Source organism: Escherichia sp. XD33 (genome assembly GCF_019375075.1).
In the GTDB taxonomy this organism is placed as follows: domain Bacteria; phylum Pseudomonadota; class Gammaproteobacteria; order Enterobacterales; family Enterobacteriaceae; genus Enterobacter; species Enterobacter flexneri_A.
In genome coordinates, this window is the sequence record NZ_JAENDM010000065.1 from 1 (window position 1) to 18753 (window position 18753).

Annotated in this window: 15 protein-coding genes and 2 pseudogenes; 1 reads left to right on the forward strand and 16 read right to left on the reverse strand. The window is 50.1% G+C overall.

All coding sequences use genetic code 11. The features are described from left to right. Positions 1–301 precede the first annotated feature (301 nt). From K0778_RS22470 to bdm, 5 genes are all read right to left on the reverse strand, one after another. The gene (locus tag K0778_RS22470) at positions 302–586 is read right to left on the reverse strand and encodes a HigA family addiction module antitoxin (protein WP_063084453.1); all 285 of its coding nucleotides are present in this window, start codon (positions 584–586) and stop codon (positions 302–304) included. Between the two features lie 144 nt (positions 587–730). Further along, entirely contained in the window at positions 731–1741 is a 1011-nt protein-coding gene (gene adhP, locus K0778_RS22475) for an alcohol dehydrogenase AdhP (protein ID WP_000642433.1), read from the reverse strand. Positions 1742–1874: 133 nt separating this feature from the next. Continuing rightward, positions 1875–3572, reverse strand: coding sequence for a malate dehydrogenase (maeA, locus tag K0778_RS22480; RefSeq protein WP_000433476.1), 1698 nt, complete (start codon positions 3570–3572; stop codon positions 1875–1877). 156 nt (positions 3573–3728) lie between these two features. Further along, positions 3729–3866 (reverse strand): stationary-phase-induced ribosome-associated protein, encoded by a 138-nt coding sequence (gene sra, locus K0778_RS22485; RefSeq protein WP_000841554.1) that lies wholly within the window; start codon positions 3864–3866, stop codon positions 3729–3731. Positions 3867–3967: 101 nt separating this feature from the next. Further along, positions 3968–4183 carry a biofilm-dependent modulation protein gene (bdm, locus tag K0778_RS22490; RefSeq protein WP_000495771.1) on the reverse strand — a complete coding sequence of 72 codons (216 nt, stop codon included), beginning with the start codon at positions 4181–4183 and terminating at the stop codon, positions 3968–3970. 344 nt (positions 4184–4527) lie between these two features. Between bdm and osmC the strand changes: the two genes are divergently transcribed. Continuing rightward, positions 4528–4959, forward strand: coding sequence for a peroxiredoxin OsmC (gene osmC / locus K0778_RS22495; RefSeq protein WP_000152305.1), 432 nt, complete (start codon positions 4528–4530; stop codon positions 4957–4959). A gap of 55 nt (positions 4960–5014) precedes the next feature. On the opposite strand, the gene K0778_RS22500 is transcribed toward osmC, so the two are convergent. The 11 genes and pseudogenes from K0778_RS22500 to K0778_RS22555 all read right to left on the reverse strand — a co-directional run. Then, positions 5015–5941, reverse strand: a complete 927-nt coding sequence (locus K0778_RS22500) for an ABC transporter ATP-binding protein (protein WP_001285557.1) — start codon at positions 5939–5941, stop codon at positions 5015–5017. After that, positions 5934–6920, reverse strand: coding sequence for an ABC transporter ATP-binding protein (locus K0778_RS22505; RefSeq protein WP_000193517.1), 987 nt, complete (start codon positions 6918–6920; stop codon positions 5934–5936). The genes K0778_RS22500 and K0778_RS22505 overlap by 8 nt, the downstream gene beginning before the upstream one ends. After that, positions 6917–7813: a D,D-dipeptide ABC transporter permease gene (gene ddpC, locus K0778_RS22510; RefSeq protein ID WP_000979608.1), complete on the reverse strand. Its 897-nt coding sequence runs from the start codon at positions 7811–7813 to the stop codon at positions 6917–6919. Before ddpC ends, K0778_RS22505 begins: the two co-directional genes overlap by 4 nt. Further along, on the reverse strand, positions 7810–8832 hold the full coding sequence (locus K0778_RS22515) for an ABC transporter permease (protein ID WP_063084454.1): 1023 nt from the start codon (positions 8830–8832) through the stop codon (positions 7810–7812). Before K0778_RS22515 ends, ddpC begins: the two co-directional genes overlap by 4 nt. A gap of 1 nt (position 8833) precedes the next feature. Continuing rightward, entirely contained in the window at positions 8834–10384 is a 1551-nt protein-coding gene (locus K0778_RS22520; RefSeq protein WP_153449123.1) for an ABC transporter substrate-binding protein, read from the reverse strand. 13 nt (positions 10385–10397) lie between these two features. Next, positions 10398–10979: a D-alanyl-D-alanine dipeptidase gene (ddpX, locus tag K0778_RS22525; protein WP_001285834.1), complete on the reverse strand. Its 582-nt coding sequence runs from the start codon at positions 10977–10979 to the stop codon at positions 10398–10400. Between the two features lie 257 nt (positions 10980–11236). Further along, positions 11237–13637 (reverse strand): annotated as a pseudogene (gene dosP, locus K0778_RS22530) (oxygen-sensing cyclic-di-GMP phosphodiesterase DosP). A 24-nt stretch (positions 13638–13661) separates the two neighbouring features. Then, positions 13662–15044, reverse strand: coding sequence for a diguanylate cyclase DosC (gene dosC / locus K0778_RS22535; RefSeq protein WP_000426272.1), 1383 nt, complete (start codon positions 15042–15044; stop codon positions 13662–13664). 376 nt (positions 15045–15420) lie between these two features. After that, positions 15421–16740, reverse strand: coding sequence for a family 10 glycosylhydrolase (locus K0778_RS22545; protein ID WP_000350350.1), 1320 nt, complete (start codon positions 16738–16740; stop codon positions 15421–15423). A 130-nt stretch (positions 16741–16870) separates the two neighbouring features. After that, a complete protein-coding gene (gadC, locus tag K0778_RS22550; protein ID WP_021542110.1) occupies positions 16871–18406 on the reverse strand; it encodes an acid resistance gamma-aminobutyrate antiporter GadC in 1536 nt (511 codons plus the stop codon). A gap of 155 nt (positions 18407–18561) precedes the next feature. Beyond that, positions 18562–18753: pseudogene (locus K0778_RS22555) on the reverse strand (glutamate decarboxylase); the annotation flags it as partial.

The following is an 18753-nucleotide window of genomic DNA, read 5'->3' on the forward strand; positions in this document are numbered from 1 at the left end:
CCATCATCAGTTGTGAAGTAGTGATTCACGACTTCAAGGCGCTTTTCAAAAGGGTATTTTGGCTTTGACATATTAGGGGCTATTCCATTTCATCGTCCAACAAAATGGGTGCAGTACATTTTCATATTGTAGACAACGTAGGCTTTGTTCATGCCGGATGCGGCGTGAACGCCTTATCCGGCATGAAAACCCTTCAAATCCAATAGATTGCAGTGAACGTGTAGGCCTGATAAGCGTAGCGCATCAGGCAATGTTGCGTTTGTCATCAGTTCTAAATGGCGCTTTATAAAGTGCCATTTTTTTATTGCGTAACCAGACGGCGTAATCGCGACACATCCACTGTTTTTTCTGCCTCTGCCAGACTCCAGGCGTTTTGCAGATTCAGCCACATTTGCGACGAACTGCCGATCACCACGGAAAGTTTAATCGCCATTTCTGGCGTCAAAGCTGCTTGTCCTGTCAGCAATCGGCTTGCCGTTGAGGGAGCAATTTCCATTGCTCTGGCAAACTCGCGCAGGCTGACATTAAGTTCGTCCAGTGATTCCTGAATAATGTCCCCCGGGCGGGGATGATTGGCCATTTTCATTAGTGTCTTTACTCTCAGTAGCGTTCCTTCACTGGAACACTATCATTATTGTTCCTTCCTACGCAACAATAATCCATTTAGCCATTTCATGTTGGAGAGTGTGCGATGCTGCGACCCGAACATGGCAGTCGCAGCAAAGGCCTCTTAGTGACGGAAATCAATCACCATGCGGCCACGGATTTTGCCTTCTTCCATCTCAGTAAAGATGGTGTTGATGTCCGCTAACGGACGCAGGGCGACTTTCGGCACCACTTTACCTTCGGCGGCAAACTGGAAGGCTTCAGTTAAATCCTGGCGCGTGCCGACCAGCGAACCGACCACTTCAATACCATCCAGCACAAGACGTGGGATATCCAGGCTCATAGACTCCGGCGGTAGACCGACAGCCACAACACGACCGCCTGCACGGACAGCATCAACTGCCGAGTTAAACGCAGCTTTAGCTACCGCTGTTACCACCGCAGCGTGAGCGCCACCAGTTTTCTCCTGCACAATTTTGGCGGCGTCTTCGGTGTGTGAGTTAATCGCTAAATCTGCGCCCATTTCGGTTGCCAGTTTTAACTGCTCATCATTGACATCAATGGCGATCACTTTGGCGTTAAAGACATTCTTCGCGTATTGCAGGGCGAGGTTACCCAGACCGCCAAGACCGTAGATAGCAATCCACTGCCCTGGACGAATTTTTGACAGCTTAACGGCTTTGTAGGTGGTGACTCCCGCACAGGTAATGCTGCTGGCCGCCGCCGAGTCCAGACCATCTGGCACTTTTACCGCGTAATCGGCGACCACGATGCACTCTTCCGCCATCCCGCCATCAACGCTGTATCCGGCATTTTTAACTGAACGGCAGAGCGTTTCGTTACCACTGTTACAGTATTCGCAATGACCGCATCCTTCGTAGAACCACGCCACGCTGGCACGATCGCCTGGTTTTAATGAGGTGACACCTGGACCCACTTCTGCCACCACACCGATGCCTTCATGGCCCAGAATTACGCCGGTTTTGTCACCAAAATCGCCATTCTTAACATGAAGATCGGTATGACATACACCACAACACTCCATTTTCAGCAGGGCTTCGCCATGTTTCAGTGAGCGCAGTGTTTTATACGTAACGTCAACATGATGATCCTTCGTAACAACTGCAGCCTTCATAGTTCCTCCTTTTCGGATGATGTTCTGCATAGCAGGTGAGGCAAATGAGATTTATTCGCCACTACCCAGTATGGATGAGATCTGAAAAAGGGAGAGGGAAATAGCCCGGTAGCCTTCACTACCGGGCGCAGGCTTAGATGGAGGTACGGCGGTAGTCGCGGTATTCGGCTTGCCAGAAATTATCGTCAATGGCCTGTTGCAGGGCTTCGGCAGAGGTTTTCACCGCCACGCCTTGCTGCTGCGCCATTTTGCCAACCGCAAACGCAATTGCGCGGGAGACTTTCTGAATATCTTTCAGTTCCGGCAGTACCATACCTTCGCCGTTCAGCACCAATGGTGAATACTGCGCCAGCGTTTCACTTGCCGACATCAGCATCTCATCGGTGATACGTGACGCGCCGGAAGCAATAACACCCAGGCCGATGCCCGGGAAAATAAAGGCGTTGTTACACTGGGCGATAGGGTAGATTTTATCTTTCCATACCACTGGATTAAACGGGCTGCCCGTGGCGACCAGCGCGTTACCTTCGGTCCAGGCGATAATGTCCTGCGGTGTGGCTTCCACGCGTGACGTCGGGTTAGACAGCGGCATCACGATCGGACGCGGACAGTGTTTATGCATCTCACGGATGATCTCTTCCGTAAACAGCCCGGTCTGTCCTGAGACGCCAATCAGAATATCTGGTTTTACATTGCGCACCACATCCAGCAGTGACAGCACATCGCTGTCGGTATCCCAGTCACTGAGGTTTTCGCGCTTCTGCACCAGTTTGGTCTGGAAAGGCAGCAGGTTCGGCATCTTGTCAGTCAGCAAGCCAAAGCGATCGACCATAAAGACTTTCTGCCGCGCCGCTTCCTCGCTTAATCCTTCGCGCTGGGTCTGGGAGATGATCATTTCGGCAATGCCGCATCCCGCTGAACCTGCGCCAAGGAAGACGATTTTTTTCTCGCTTAACTGACCACCTGCCGCGCGGCTTGCTGCGATCAGTGTGCCGACTGTTACCGCCGCAGTGCCCTGAATGTCATCGTTAAAAGAACAAATTTCATTGCGATAGCGGTTAAGTAACGGCATCGCATTTTTTTGAGCAAAGTCTTCAAACTGCAACAGCACGTCTGGCCAGCGTTGTTTCACAGCCTGGATAAATTCATCAACGAATTCATAGTATTCGTCGTCAGTGATACGCGGATTACGCCAGCCCATATACAGCGGATCGTTAAGCAGCTGTTGGTTGTTCGTTCCGACATCCAGCACCACCGGAAGGGTATACGCCGGGCTGATGCCGCCACAGGCGGTATAGAGCGACAGTTTACCGATCGGAATGCCCATCCCGCCGATGCCCTGGTCACCAAGCCCCAGAATACGTTCACCGTCAGTCACCACAATCACTTTAATATTATGGTTCGGCACGTTTTGCAGAATATCGTCCATATTGTGCCGGTTCTGGTAAGAGATAAACACGCCGCGTGAACGGCGGTAGATCTCAGAAAAACGCTCACAGGCTGCGCCGACGGTTGGGGTATAAATAACAGGCATCATCTCATCAAGATGATTGTTTACCAGACGGTAGAAGAGGGTTTCGTTAGTGTCCTGGATGTTACGCAGGTAGATGTGTTTGTCGATTTCGGTTTTGAATCCCTGATACTGGATCCATGCTCGTTCCGCTTGTTCTTCGATGGTTTCGACCACTTCCGGCAGTAACCCCAGCAGGTTGAAGTTACGGCGTTCTTCCATGCTGAAGGCACTGCCTTTATTCAACAACGGAAATTCCAGCAGTACAGGGCCAGCGTAAGGGATATAAAGCGAACGCTGTTTTTTTGTTTTTGGTTCCATGTCACTCACTCTTTTTTGAATATCCATCCCTGGGGGGCTTTTATCGTCTTTGCTTTACCGCCAGGGCGTCGGCCTCAAGTATAAAGCAGATAAAAACAAAAACACCATTGCGCAGGCAATGGTGTTTAATCGTCATTGAGGACTGATGGTTATGAATTACTTTTCAGCGGGGCGTTTTCTGCCGGTTGGGTTATTTACTACGCTGGATTTGTCACCTTCGGTAACTATTTTGCGCTGGTTAGAAATTTTATGGTCCAGTCCAAGAATATGACGTGCCTGACGGTTCGATTTCATTTTAACTCCTCAATCCTGTAGCTAGTTTTAAGGACAACATCGCCGTAGCGAAGAAACACGTGCTAAACCCCTAAATTAGGTTGCCGATCAAGCATAGCACCTTAAAGCGTAGGGTGCTGGCCACTGACCACATAATTGATCGTTTGCTGGTAGATATCACTGAGGATGTCGTTATCAGAAGCTTCAACCCATTTGGTCAGCTCCATGAGAATGTCATCTTCAGTGACAACACCATGCTGTGCCCGAAGGCCTTGCTCAATGGCATTAACCAGAGCGGGTTCTGCTGTTGAATTTTCTGCCTGATAATAAGTAAACATAGTGATTCTCCGTGTCTGTGTATTTATGGTGTCTGCTACGGATCGCAGATTTATAAAGCACATTCAGCATGGCAAATATTTGCCGCTTCGTTGTTAAGATTAGTCCTGGTTGATGATTTTTATATTTTAACACCATGATATTCATAGGGATTGTGATTGGTATGATCCGATTAATATTGATACAATATCTTTTGGGTTATATATTCCCGGTAATCTATTGTGGGAATTTAATTTAAGTGCAGAAGTAATATTTTCGCCGGATTTTATTCGGAATATCCTGCTTATCCTCGTGCTGTTTCTCACGTAGTCTATAATTTCCTTTTTAAGCCCACAGGAGAGCAACAATGACAATCCATAAGAAAGGTCAGGCACACTGGGAAGGCGATATCAAACGCGGGAAGGGAACAGTATCCACCGAGAGTGGCGTGCTGAACCAACAGCCGTATGGATTTAACACGCGTTTTGAAGGCGAAAAAGGAACCAACCCTGAAGAACTGATTGGCGCAGCGCATGCCGCATGTTTCTCAATGGCGCTTTCATTAATGCTGGGGGAAGCGGGATTCACGCCAACATCGATTGATACCACCGCCGATGTGTCGCTGGATAAAGTGGATGCCGGTTTTGCGATTACGAAAATCGCACTGAAGAGTGAAGTTGCGGTGCCGGGTATTGATGCCTCTACCTTTGACGGCATAATCCAGAAAGCAAAAGCAGGATGCCCGGTCTCTCAGGTACTGAAAGCGGAAATTACGCTGGATTACCAGTTGAAATCGTAAAGCATTGCCGGATGACGCGTCAGGCGCGTGAATGCCTGATGCGTTGTTAGCATCTCTACAGCGCCCGCCAGCACCGGAGCTCACGTCCGTCCTCCCTTATTGCTAATGATTGCCGGACTTCACATCCGTGGGTTGCCAGCGGGCAACGTTCGTAGAAAAAACAGCCTTGCGGCAACGTGCGGTTTCCCGGCAGATCCGTTTTACGTAATGCCCATTCTTCCTCCAGCGGTTTATCAATGGCGGGGAGGGAATCCAGCAATAATCGGGTGTATGGATGTGCAGGTGCCGTCAGCACCTGCTGCGCGTCGCCCAGTTCTACAATCTGCCCGAGATACATCACCGCCACCCGATCGCTCATATGACGTATCACCGAGACATTGTGTGAAATCAGCACATAGGTCAGCCCGTGATTTTCCTGTAGCGTTACCAGTAAATTGAGGATCTGCGCCTGAACGGAGATATCCATCGCAGAGGTTGGCTCATCAAGCACAATCACGTCAGGCTGCGAAGAGAGTGCTCTGGCAATGGCGATACGTTGCCGCTGCCCGCCGGAGAACGCATGAGGCAGGCGGTCGAGATACTCCGGACGAATACCCACCTGCACAGCCAACTCCTCTGCCAACGCTCGCCGCTGTTGTTCACTACTACGCTTAGCTATCCAGAGCGGTTCTGTGATGATGCGCCACACCGGTAAGCGCGGATTAAGCGAAGAGAGCGGGTCCTGAAACACCATCTGCATAATGCGTTGTGAGCCAGAACGGATGTACTGCCCGTGGCTCGGTTGCAGCATACCCATTAAAAGCTGTGCGAGGGTGCTTTTGCCGCAGCCTGACTCGCCGACGATCCCTAAGGTTTCACCACGGCGGATCTGTAAATCAATACCATTAATGGCATGAACATGTTCCGTAGTTTTACCAAGCCAGTTTTTACGGGCCGGGAAATTGATATGGACGTCGCGTAACGTTAATAACGTGTCAGACACTTATAACCTCCTGCTGCGGATACCAACAGGCACAGCGCTGGTTGTTGTCACCACACGCTGTCAGCGCCGGGACGTTTTCACACTGTGCACCTGCCGCATAGCAACGATCGCGAAAAGCGCAGCCGTCAGGCAAATGGGTGAGGTTTGGTACCGTCCCTGGAATGGCGGGTAATAGCTGGCGTGGTACTCCATGTTCTGGTGCGCATTGCAGCAAACCAATGGTATACGGATGCCGGGGATGATGGATAACGTCTGCCGTCACGCCGCTTTCAATTACGCTTCCGGCATACATCACGTAAACGCTATCGCACAGTTGCGACACCACGGCCATATCATGGCTGATGAACAGAACCGCAGTTCCACTGGCGCGGGCTTTATGTTTAAGCAAACGCAGTACCTGCAACTGCACCGTGACGTCCAGCGCCGTAGTCGGTTCGTCGGCAATAATCAATTGCGGCTCGCAGGAGAATGCCAGCGCAATCATTACCCGCTGGCGCATACCACCTGAAAGCTCAAACGGATAGCGCGACATAACTTCCACGGCATCCGGGATTTGCATCTCTTCCAGCAGGGCAATCGCTTTAGCTCTGGCTTCCCGACGACTTATTGGTTGATGATGGCGGATCACGTCCATCATCTGAAGACCTATTCGACGTGTCGGATTAAGGGCGGTCATCGGTTCCTGAAAGATCATCGCCACTCGTGCGCCGCGCCACTGACGAAGCTGTTTTTCCCGAGCGTTAAGAACATCTTCTCCCAACAGTGAAATCTGCCCCCGATGTACGCAATAACTGCCCATCGGTAGCAGACGCATAATCAGCATTGCGGTGACTGATTTACCTGAGCCGGATTCTCCCACCAGACCGACAATTTCACCGCGGTTAATCTGCAAGGACACATTGTTGAGCGCGTGAACATCACCGTTAAAACCGGGGAAACTCAAATGCAGTTGTTGGATGTCCAGAACGGGTTGGGTCATGACTGCTTTCCTCCTGCTTTCGGGTCAAGCAGATCGCGAATACCATCACCAAAGAGATTAAACCCGACGGCGGTAAGCAAAATCGCTGCCCCCGGAAATGCGCAATACCACCACTGATCGAGTACATAGTTGCGACCATTTGCTACCATCGCGCCCCATTCAGCACTCGGTTGTTGAGCACCCAGGCCAATAAATCCCAACGTGGCGGCCATTAAAATCGCGCTACCGATATCCAGCGATGCCTGCACGATCAGCGGCGGCAGGGAGTTACGTAAAATATGCCAGTTGATCAGATGCCAACGAGACGCGCCAAAGGTTTTCGCCGCCTGAACATAGGTATACTGGCGTACAACTAATGCTTGCCCCCGCGCCAGGCGCACATAAAAGGGAATTCGCACAATAGCAATAGCCAGCATGGCGTTAAACAAACTCGGCCCGAGAGCGGCAGCCAGTGCCATTGTCAGTACCAACGAAGGAATCGACAGCATAATGTCCATGATGCGCATGATGATGGCGTCTGCGCGTCCGCCAAGCACACCGGATAGACATCCGAGTAGCGAACCAATCATACCCGCAATGGCAACCACGACTAATCCGGCGAGAATTGATTGCTGACTGCCGACCAGTACGCGGCTGAACAGATCGCGTCCCACTTCATCGGTGCCAAACCAGTGCGCCGCAGAAGGCGGCAAAAGGCGGGCGGTTAAATCAATGGCGTTGGGATCATGCGTCGCAAGCCACGGTGAAAAAATCATCATCAATAGCATTAATACAATGATGACTGCGCCAGTCACGGTGAGCGGACTGCCTTTCAGCATCCATACCAGTTTTGCACCGTTAAATCGCGTTTGTTTTTGTGGGCGTACGGCGGACGTTTCCTCGCTTAGCATCATTCACCACCTCCACGTCCGATACGCGGATCAATCCACAAATAGAGCAAATCCACCACCAGGTTGACCAGCACATAAGCAAATGAAACCACGACGGCAAAGCCCATCACTGCCGGGAAGTCGAGCGCCTGTATTGATGTTACTACCCATGCACCCATTCCGGGCCAGGCAAAAACGGTTTCGGTGAGCACTGCGCCATACAACAAATCGCCCAGCGCCAGACCCAATACGGTAATCGATGGGATCAACGCATTGGGTAGCGCATAACATAAAACGATATACCAGCCGGGCAAGCCGCTGGCCCGGGCGGTACGAATGTAGTCTTCACTCAATTGTTCCAGCATCGCTGAGCGGATCTGGCGAGCGACAATTCCCAGGTGAACGAACGCCAGCGTTAATGCCGGTAAGATGAGATGTTGCAACGCATTGAAGAAGACTTCACCGTTGCCTTCAAGCAGCGCATCGAGCAGATAAAAGCCGGTAACGTGCGTTGGTGGATCCAGCCAGTCATCAAGCCTTCCGCCGCCGGGAAGAATTTGCAGATGACCATAAAACAGCACAATGACGCCCAGTCCAAGCCAGAACGCAGGTGTGGAGATTCCGGTAATGGCCATTATTCGCACCAGATGATCCAGCCAGCGATTTCGCCAGACTGCAGAGAGTATGCCCAGCGGGATGCCAATCAGGAGTGCCAGCAGCAGGGCACAAAAAGCCAGTTCCAGCGTCGCCGGGAAAAATATACGCAACTCTTCCAGCACCGGACGCCCGGTATGAATGGATGTTCCCAGGTCACCATGAAACAGGTCGCTGACGTAGCGGTAAAACTGTACATACAGTGGCTGGTCCAGTCCCAGTTGCTGGCGAATATTTTCCACGATAGCATCGCTGGCGCGGTCACCCGCCAGTAACCGCGCCGGATCGCCAGGGATCAGATGCGAGATAATAAACGTAATCACGCAGACGCCCGCCACCACGAGCACCAGCCCCCAGCAGCGTTGGCGTAAAATACTCCAGAAGGTCACGTTATTTACTCATGGTATTGATATTGAAGACCTGTTCCAGCATGGGATTGAACACAAAGCCTTTCACCTCTTTGTTCATCGCCAGTTGGTAGTTTTTCTGGAACAGGTACACATAAGCAGCGTCATCAATGACGATTTTCTGTGCCTGCTGGTAGTCCCGGGTACGCTGCGTCTGGTCGGTGGTCGCAAGCGCATTGCGCAGTAACTTATCGACCTCACTGTTTTCATAGAACGAGCGGTTACCCGGCAGACCTTTTTTGTCTGACTCAAACCAGTAATTCATAAACATATACGGGTCGGCAAAATCCGGACTCCAGTTGCCAATCGCAATGTCGTAATCACCTTTACCCACTCTGTCGCGCATGGTGGCGTTCGCCAGCTTTTCCAGCTTCACATTGATGCCCAGCTTGTTGAGACTGGATTGTGTCGCCAGAGCAATAGGCTCCCAGTTCGGATCGTTATCGGAGTAGAGAAACGTCAGGCTGGTGGGTTTGCTCGTCACTTTATCCCATTCGGCTTTGGCTTTCGTTTCGTCATGGTTGTATTGCATTGCCGTCGCATCGTAGCCCCACATGCCTTCCGGAATCGGGCCGCGCATCTGTTTTCCGTTACCACTCAGAATGCCGTTAACCATGCCCTGATAATCGGTAGACCAGGAAATGGCCCGACGCAGATCCGCCTGATTAAGTGGCGCTTTGCTGTTATTCAGATACAGATAGGTGACGCGCAGTGACGGATACTCTGCCACATTGACTTTATTTTCCTGCTTCAGGGCGTTGAGTTGATCCACCGGCAGCGCATCGGCAATGTCAATGTCGCCACGGGAGAGCTGCAGGCGACGGGAGGCACTTTCACCGATAATTTTTACCGATACTCGCTTAAAGTTCGGTTTATTGCCGGGGTAATGCGGATTTGGCACCAGAACTAATTGCTGACCTTTTTGCCAGCTTTTCAGCATAAATGGTCCGGAACCGGCGGTATTTTGCGCGAGGAAGCCGCGAGCATCATCCGCTGCATGTTCCTTTAAGACCGCCGGATTGATAATGGATGCACCGTCATTCGCCAGCGTGTAGAGGAACGGTGCGAATGGCTGGCTAAGGGTAAACTTCACCGTATGTTCGTCGGGAGCATCAATCTTTAAATCTTTGGGAAATGCTTCTGCTGGCCCCTGGCCGATTTTTAGTAGCCGCTCAAAAGAGAGTTTTACTGCTTCGGCAGTGACCGGTGTGCCATCGGCAAATTTAGCATTGTCCTTCAGGGTGAACGTCCACTCTTTTTGATCGTCAGACGCTTTCCAGCTACTTGCCAGATCGCCTTCAACGTCGGTTGAGCCTTTATCACCGTCCGTTTTGTACTGAACCAGCCGCTGATAAGACGGGTAGGTCACCGTCCAGTCGTTATTATCTATTGTTACCGCCGGGTCGAGGGTTTGTGGATCGGCGGCCTTACCAATCACCAGCATATCTTTCGGTACGGCGGCGTGCCCAACCGGGAAATTTGTGGCAAGGACGAGCGCGAGCAATGTGGGACGAAACGGTATCGATCTCTTCATGACAGTTTCCTGATTAACTGACGTGTTGTGTGCCAGGGGATATAAAACAGGTGAATTGATCAGCGAGCAGAGGGTAACTCGCTGCCTGGGGTAATTCGAAGTGCCACCATTCGCTGGAGATACCGACAAAACCGCCACCAGTCATTATCGCATTCAGCAACAGCCGATTGCGCTGAGCGGCGGGCGGGACGGAAGGGTGATAGGCATGGGAGCGCTCGTGCATTTCATCGAACCCTGCGCCCATATCGAGGATGTTCCCGTGCTCATCACGAAGCGTCAGGTCGATCGCCGTGCCACGGCTGTGATTAGAACCGACCGTCACATCAACAACATATTGCGGGTCTGGGCAGGCTTGCCACAACATCGCCTGTGCTTGTTGTGGGCGATACGCATCGTAAATCACCAGTTGTAAGCCTGACAGCTGGGCGATACTGATACTTTTCGCCAGCGCGGTAATCGCATCCTTGTGTAGCAGACAACGCGCTTGCTGATAAATAGCTTTACCTGTGATGTTATCAGCGCAGGCGTATTTCAATTCGATCTCCAGATCAGGGAAGATTACGGCTAAATCAACCAGTTCGGTGGTATCCGACATAAACGGTTCCTGTATAAGACAAAAATTGCTGCGCTTTCCGCTTATGCAGATCTCATGCCATGCCGGGATAAGCGCCAGAATGCTGGCTTAAAGTTATATTTTTTAACTTTTGATCAACATTTGTGCAGCGTAGTGCAGTTTTGGTGCAAGAGGGGAAGTTAAGGAAGGAATCTCCCGGAATCGTAGCTGAAATCACAGTATTTAAGTGACAGTGTCACGTTAAATGAAAACCCGCGAGTGCGGGCGAGAGGAATTTGTCAGATTTTCAGCGGTAACACGCTGCTCATCCAGCCTGGAATTTCTTCGGCGGGTAGGGGGCGGGAAAAGAAATATCCCTGAATAACGCGACAGTGGATCTTGCGTAGCATCTCAAATTGCTCTTTGGTTTCGACGCCTTCCGCCACGACGGTTAAATTGAGGCTTTGCCCAATGCTGGTAATGGCTTCAAGTAAGGCAAGGATGCGTTTTTCGGTCAGACAACGATCGACAAAACTTTTGTCAATTTTGATTTCCGTTACCGGAAGACTGACTAAGCGGGATAATCCGGAAAAGCCCGTACCAAAATCATCTACCGATAAGCCCACGCCCATATCACGCAGGATCTGAATGCGCTTAAAGATTTCGGTATCGTGTTCCATCATCATGCTTTCCGTGATTTCTACCGTCAGCTGGTGGCCGTCAATACCCCAGGCGTGCATTGCATCAGACACCTGATTAGGCAGTTGATTACTGCGAAAGTGCAGTGCCGACAAGTTAACGGAAAGCGCCGGGATATGAATATTCTGGCTACGCCATTCTGCTAACTGACGGCAAGCTTCCGCGATGACCCAGCGCCCAATATTTTCGATTTCACCAATCTCTTCTGCGAGAGGAAATAAACCGTGAAGGGGGCACATGACCATGCTGGGGATCGTGCCAGCGCGCAAGGGCTTCGATGCCGTACAGTTCACCCGTTTCTGCGAAGATTTGCGGCTGGTAAACAAGTTTCAGTTGGTTATTGCTAATCGCTTCTTTCAGCGCTGCGCCTAAAACCAAACGCTCTTTTACCATTTCGTTCATCGCCGGGCTGAAGAACTGCCAGCCGTTACCGCCATTCTTGCGAATATAATCCATTGCATTGTGAGCAGTGGAGAGCAGGTAATCGCGGTTTTTACCCACGTCGTAGCTGATGCCAATACTCAAGGTAAGCGGGAAGGGTTTATCGTCAATCATTATCGGCTTGCTGACCACATTCCGTAGCTCATCGGCGATTTGGGTAATGTTACTGACGTCGTTTTCCAGGCTCACGAGGACAAACTGCGTACCTTCGATACGACAGAGATACTGATCCGGTTTGAGTTTTTCACGAAAGCGATTGACCACTTCCAGCAATGCCTGATCGGCCCACGCATAGCCAAGGCTATCAATCACATCCTGAATATGGTCAACACCGATGAGATACACCACCGGAGAGACGGCTTTGTCGACCAGGTCATCGAGGTAATTGTGCAGGTTATTGCGATTTGGCAGACCGGTCATCGGATCAAATTGGATGAGTTGTTCAATATGCTGACGGCTTTTTTCCTGTTCCAGCGCCAGCGCGGCCATATGCTGGCTGATATCTGCCACGCGTTCGATAAAGGCGCTGGTTTCTGCTCCTGACGAGGTTTTAATTTGCAGGATCCCCGCAGGCGCGCCATCACGCTGACGAATGGTCGCTGACCAGCTTTGCGCATTTTGAATTTCTGCACCGTGGGAAGATGACGCCCAGTGTATCGGCATCCCGTTGCGCAGTGCGAACAGCGAAACATGCGATTCGTTGAGTACAGATTCGATGTTACGACAAATGATTTCCCCCATTTCATGAAATGGCGGGCTGCTGCACATGGCGGCGAGAATATTGCCTTCAAGCTGGCGGATTTGCCGTTCTTCGGTGATATCCGAGAAAGTCATTACCAGGTTCTGCAGATGCGCGAGCACGTCATAAACCGGGCTGATAGAGGCTTTAATCCAGATTTTTTCACCGGTGCGCGTCAACAGCAGAAATTCGTCCTGATCGCGGGCGGTTTTCCATAGCAACTGTTGTAAACGAATGCGGTTATCGGCAGGGAATTCAGGAATGTTCAGGAGTGTATCGGGCTGCATACCGCTGGCTTCGCTAATGCAGTAACCAAACATTTCGGTAAATGCGCGATTGCACTGCACAATATGGCGTTCCGGATCGAGGACAATCACCGGTCGGTCGAGATGGTCAACGGCAATAATCAATTGTCGGGTCTGTTCTTTTTGCGCCATTTCTACGCTGGCATCCCGTACCAGCGCCAGGTAATAAACTTTCCCCTCGGCGCTCACTTTCGATAGCGCAAAACGGGTCCAGATTTTACTGCCGTCTTTTTTCTCCAGCTGCAGCTCCCGACTCATCCCCTCGACGCGCGCTTTACCACCTTCACGGTTATGACGAATGTATTCAGGATGCGCAGGACGCAAATCCCGCGGAATCAGCATATCAATGTTATTGCCAATGACTTCTTCACGTTTGTACCCCCAGAGCTTCTCTGCGGCGGGGTTGAAAAACATCACTTCATCATTTTCGTTAATTAACACCGCGCCCATCATATTTTGTTCAAGGGCGGGGAAAAAAATGCCATCGGCGGCATTTTCCGCATCGGTTAGCTTCATGATTACCTCTGCATCCTGGCGCATCTAAAGACTGGCTTTCCAGAGTTCAACACGGTTTCTACCTCGTCTTTTGGCGATATACAGAGCTTCATCGGCTATTTGAATGAGGCGCTCATAGTCAGGATGACCATTAAACATGGCGGCACCGATGGAAAGTGAGAGGGCAATATCCTCGCCGTTTGCGGCTTTCAGTTTGGTTTTCTCCACCCGACTGCGAATACGTTCTGCGGTACGTAACGTTTCGTTTTCAGAAGCTTCAGTCAAAACAATGATAAATTCATCGCCCCCGTAGCGAAAAACATAATCACTACTGCGGACGTTGTCATAAAAGGCCTGAGAGACTTTACGCAGAATTTCATCGCCAGTGTTATGGCCCCACGTATCGTTGATCTCTTTGAATTTATCAACGTCAATAATCAGCACTGACAGCGGTGTACCGGTCCGGTTGGCATGGGCAATTTCGCGTTTGAAGATAGTCGGCAGGAAGCGGCGGTTAAGTAATTTCGTCAGTACATCCATACCGACTTCGTGGCGCGATACTTCTTCAAACAATTCACGCAGCAAGGTAATAATTTGCGATACAGTATTTCTTATCTGTAATAAAAATTTCACCCGCAGACTTCTGTTATTCAAATTCCTGGTGTTACGCATGGTTTGATTGAATATACCGTCGAAATCCTGAATCAGACGGGAGATATGGCCTACTTCGGCAATGCCACTAAAATAATGTCGACCTTTATGGTTAAACCACAGGCCAAAATCAGCCTGGCTTAAAGGCAAACTACTGCCTAAATCAGAATCCAGCAGGATTTTATAGATAATATCTATTTCCCATGAAAGTATTGAGGCTATTTGCCGTTCTTTTTCTTCTTCGGCGTTTTCCAGCAACGAGAAGATACGATAGTTTTCATCTTCCTTTGAGGCACTACTGTCACTAAAGGTAAACGCGCGGGTCATCACTTCCATCGCGATATCAATACTGTTAATCGAGAAATGATAGACCTGAAGTTTTTCTGCGGCGGAATAATCCGAAGAGAAGATTACCGGATAGAGGATTTTTTTCAGCACCCGAAACCCCATCTCGACAATTTCTACCGGAATTCCTATGCGGGCATGCACTTCCGCGACGGTATGCTGGATTTGTATTAGCCTTTCGACATCGTCAACCTGGGCAGAAAGCACGTTAATAATCCAGCGTTCCATCGCACTTTTCAACTGCCGCTCAACTTGTTCATTACTCAAGAATTCTTCGGCATGCGGGTCGATGCGGACAATTCGATAAAACTCGATACTCAGATAATGAGCATGCGCAACGGCAATTTCTGCGGCTTTAGCACGAATGAGAGGATCTGCCTGTTCGACAAGTCCGGTCCACTCATCTTTCATTCTTTTAAAATACATCTCCATAATTCACACCCTTATAAGGCTGGGAAATCAGACGGAATCAAAACGAAACGCAACGTGCGAGATCGACTAACTGCACCATATTCTCCTGAAATATGAAGATATACTGAAAAGAAATAAGCGACTTAGGAGAGTTTTAATCTACGCTACTGTTCTTCAGAAGAGTATAGCCCATCGTAATTATTTTTCGGTGACAGCGAATATCGTATGTTTTTTCATATTCATACATTTTTATTAGGGGATTTATGGCTGTTTAACTAAGTGTGGTTAATTGCGTGGTTAATTTGACTTTAGTAAGCATGATTAGTAGTGGGATAGTTCAAGAGGGTAACAAGCCGGTGGGTAAAGCACCGGCTTGTTACAAAGTAAGAATGGGAGTTTAACTGCCCCAACGACTTTGCAGATAGCTGACCGCTTGTTGAGTCTGCGGTTTATTCAGATAGTCCTCACGGAACAAGATGGTGCCGCTAATTTCTGGTACCGCATCGTTAAGATCGAGCTGCTTTTTCAGTTCCGGTACGCCGCCGTTAATCATCCAGTCTGGCTCTATCTTTGAGGGTTCACCCACTTTATAGAAGGCGATACCGATATACAGGCGGGTCCTGGTCGGTTTAACGACATCCGCCCACCATTTTGCCAACACGTCATAACGCGCGGCACTCCGTGAGAACGGCCAGTAAATTTGGGGAGCAATGTAATCCAGCAATCCTTGTTCCACCCATCGACGGGTGTCAGCGTAGGATTCGTCATAGGCTGCCGCGCCTCGGGTATCGGAACCGAGCGGATCGTGTGATCGGTTACGCCACACGCCTGCCGGGCTAACACCAAATTCGACTCCCGGCTTAATGCTTTTAATGGTGTGCGATACCTTTGCAATTAACTGCTGAGTATTGTTGCGCCGCCAGTCTGCTTTTGACGCAAATGCGCCTCCGTATTTACGGTACGTTTCGTTATCATTTAGCCGTGAACCCGGTGACTCCGTATAGAAATAGTCGTCAAACTGCACGCCATCTACCGGATAGCGGGAAACCACTTCTGCGACTATTGATGTGATCCAGTCCTGAACGTCAGGGATGCCCGGGTCGAGGACAAAGCGATCGCCAGACGTTCTGATCCAGTCACGGTGTTGCACATAGACGCTCGCCGGTTGTTGAGACAGAGTGCTATTCAGTTCCCTGATAGTACCGGGCTTCGTATTAACCGATACGCGATAGGGGTTAAACCAGGCGTGTACTTTCATTCCACGCTTGTGGGCTTCGTCGAGCATAAATTGCAGCGGATCGTAACCCGGATTTTCACCAATCTTACCGGTCATAAGATCGGACCACGGCAAAATTTTCGATGGCCACAGGGCGGTACCGTCCGGCTTGACCTGGAAAAAGACCGTGTTTATACCGAGACGTTGCAGATGATCCAGTTTGTCGATCATCGCCTGTTGTTGTACACGGGCCCGGCTGGTGGGGTTACTAATGTTAACCGAGGAAACCGGTGGCCAGTCGAGGCGAGACACCGTGGCCAGCCAGATGCCACGCATCGGTTGTGACGATTGTTGCGTCGTGGCTGGTGGCTTTGAACCCGCTGGTGGTGTCACCATGGACTCTGGAGGCGTGCTTTTACAACTACACAGTAAAAGTGCCAGTGCAACCAGTATCGCCGGTCTTCTAATCGCTAATTTCTCGTTTCGGGAGCAGATATCCATATGTGCTGGTTTCCGGTAAACAGATGTGCGCTCATTCTCGTACTTATCCCCGTTAAGTCAATACGACAGCAAGCACGAAAAAGGGAGCGATGAATTATCGCTCCCTTGTCTTATAACCATTCAGACATGGTTAGTGTTTCTTGTCATTCATCACAATATAGTGTGGTGAACGTGCACGCGGGTGCAGGAAGAAGTGACCTTTTGGTGCGTTCTGACTGTTGATTGGCTCCAGAGTGACGCCGGTATTTGCTTTGCCTTTACGATCATGAACAGCATAGAGAATAAAGGGCAGGGCAAGTACCACCAGGAAACTAACAACCAGTAATTCAACATACATATCGGTAGAATCACCCTGGATGTTATCCGGCGGCAGGAAGGAAACAATAAACGCCATAATTGAAGTCAGCAGACCGACAATTGCCACGACCAGTTTCACCCCTTTACCACCAGGGATATTAAATGTGCGTTTTAAGTCAGGATGTTTAAGAACCAACACAATGTAGCCAATAAACAGCATGAAATAAGCACACAGATAAATCACCACCGTCAGCGCCAGTGCGATCAGGAAGGACATGTTGTTACCGCCACCTGTATTGGTGAGGATGATCAACGCGATAGACGTAATCACCAGCTGCGAAATGACCAGCGTTACCGGTACGCCATTTTTGTTCATTTTAGCGAATGCCGCTGGCAGCAGGTTTTTCTGCGCTGTGACATACATCCCGCGAGAAGGACCAACAATCCAGGAGGCGATTTCCGCCAGAACACCCAGCAACAGCAGTGCGGAGATCACGCGAACCGTCCACTCAATTTCTGGTGCCACATGGGACATCAGAACGGTAAAGGTTTGCATTACCCCTGCGGAGAGGTTGATTTCATTACCCGGAATGACCATCGCAATAGACAAACCACCAACAGAGCTTAAGCAGATTGCCGCCACCATCAGCAGTAACATAGCCAACGGATAGTCGCGCCCTGGGTTGCTCATTTCATTGACGTGGGTTGCGGATGCTTCTACGCCCATATAACTCAAAATGAAGGCAACAAATACTACCAGGGTGCCCACTTTAGAGAAGTCAGGGAAGAAGGTCTTCGAATCCATTTCGATAGCAACGGGGGCACCGGAGTGCAGATAAATAGCCGCTAATGCGATCAAAATAAATGCAGGTAACAGGATACCGGCGAAGAAGCCAACTTTAGCAATTCGCGCCGTGTATTTCGTGCCACCAAACTGCGTTAATGCCAGCGCCCAAAGAATGATGAGTGCTGCAATAGTTTTGATAATGGGGTCTTCATTCAGCGCTGGCCATTTCAGGATGTAGGAGAGTGCCCCTAACACGAAATAGAGCATCGGAATAAAACCAATGGCGATTTGCAGATAGCCAAATGAGATCGCTGCAAATCCCCATCTCGGCCCCAGAGTATTTGATACCCAGGCGAAGACACCACCTTCTTCCCAGCCGTCGACGGTGGCCATTTCCGCAGCACAAAGTCCCACGGGAATAAACCATAAAATCCCGCCTAATAGCAGGAAGAAGACTAATGAAAAGCCCGATGTTGCGAAGGTAGGGTATTCATAAACAGCCATTACCATCGATGCCGTTATGGCAAAGAATCCAAGTAATGTGAGCTGCTTAGCTTTACCTGTCTGTACTGATGTAGCCATATTATCCCCCTAAAACGGTATTCCTGTCGGAACCGCACCTGTTTTGTTCTGAAGCGTATTCAGAACAATATTTTCCGTTGCTAATGCCAGTGAACAGACTTTGGAAATTGTCCCGAAACGGGTTCGTTTCGGGACACCGTTACCGTTAAACGTTATCAGGTATGTTTAAAGCTGTTCTGTTGGGCAATACCCTGCAGTTTCGGGTGATCGCTGAGATATTTCAGGGAAGCTTTGTAGTCTTCCAGCAACAGTTCAGCAAAGTCCATTTCGAAGCCGCGACGACACATAATGCGCATCACCACGATGTCGGTGGCTTCACCGCCGAGAGTGAAGGCCGGAACCTGCCA

What these genes read in the sequence shown, in the direction of transcription:
- K0778_RS22470 (WP_063084453.1), bottom strand. Translation starts at nt 586, where the DNA reads ATGAAAATGGCCAATCATCCCCGCCCGGGGGACATTATTCAGGAATCA.
- adhP (WP_000642433.1), bottom strand. Translation starts at nt 1,741, where the DNA reads ATGAAGGCTGCAGTTGTTACGAAGGATCATCATGTTGACGTTACGTAT.
- maeA (WP_000433476.1), bottom strand. Translation starts at nt 3,572, where the DNA reads ATGGAACCAAAAACAAAAAAACAGCGTTCGCTTTATATCCCTTACGCT.
- sra (WP_000841554.1), bottom strand. Translation starts at nt 3,866, where the DNA reads ATGAAATCGAACCGTCAGGCACGTCATATTCTTGGACTGGACCATAAA.
- bdm (WP_000495771.1), bottom strand. Translation starts at nt 4,183, where the DNA reads ATGTTTACTTATTATCAGGCAGAAAATTCAACAGCAGAACCCGCTCTG.
- osmC (WP_000152305.1), top strand. Translation starts at nt 4,528, where the DNA reads ATGACAATCCATAAGAAAGGTCAGGCACACTGGGAAGGCGATATCAAA.
- K0778_RS22505 (WP_000193517.1), bottom strand. Translation starts at nt 6,920, where the DNA reads ATGACCCAACCCGTTCTGGACATCCAACAACTGCATTTGAGTTTCCCC.
- ddpC (WP_000979608.1), bottom strand. Translation starts at nt 7,813, where the DNA reads ATGATGCTAAGCGAGGAAACGTCCGCCGTACGCCCACAAAAACAAACG.
- K0778_RS22520 (WP_153449123.1), bottom strand. Translation starts at nt 10,384, where the DNA reads ATGAAGAGATCGATACCGTTTCGTCCCACATTGCTCGCGCTCGTCCTT.
- ddpX (WP_001285834.1), bottom strand. Translation starts at nt 10,979, where the DNA reads ATGTCGGATACCACCGAACTGGTTGATTTAGCCGTAATCTTCCCTGAT.
- dosC (WP_000426272.1), bottom strand. Translation starts at nt 15,044, where the DNA reads ATGGAGATGTATTTTAAAAGAATGAAAGATGAGTGGACCGGACTTGTC.
- K0778_RS22545 (WP_000350350.1), bottom strand. Translation starts at nt 16,740, where the DNA reads ATGGATATCTGCTCCCGAAACGAGAAATTAGCGATTAGAAGACCGGCG.
- gadC (WP_021542110.1), bottom strand. Translation starts at nt 18,406, where the DNA reads ATGGCTACATCAGTACAGACAGGTAAAGCTAAGCAGCTCACATTACTT.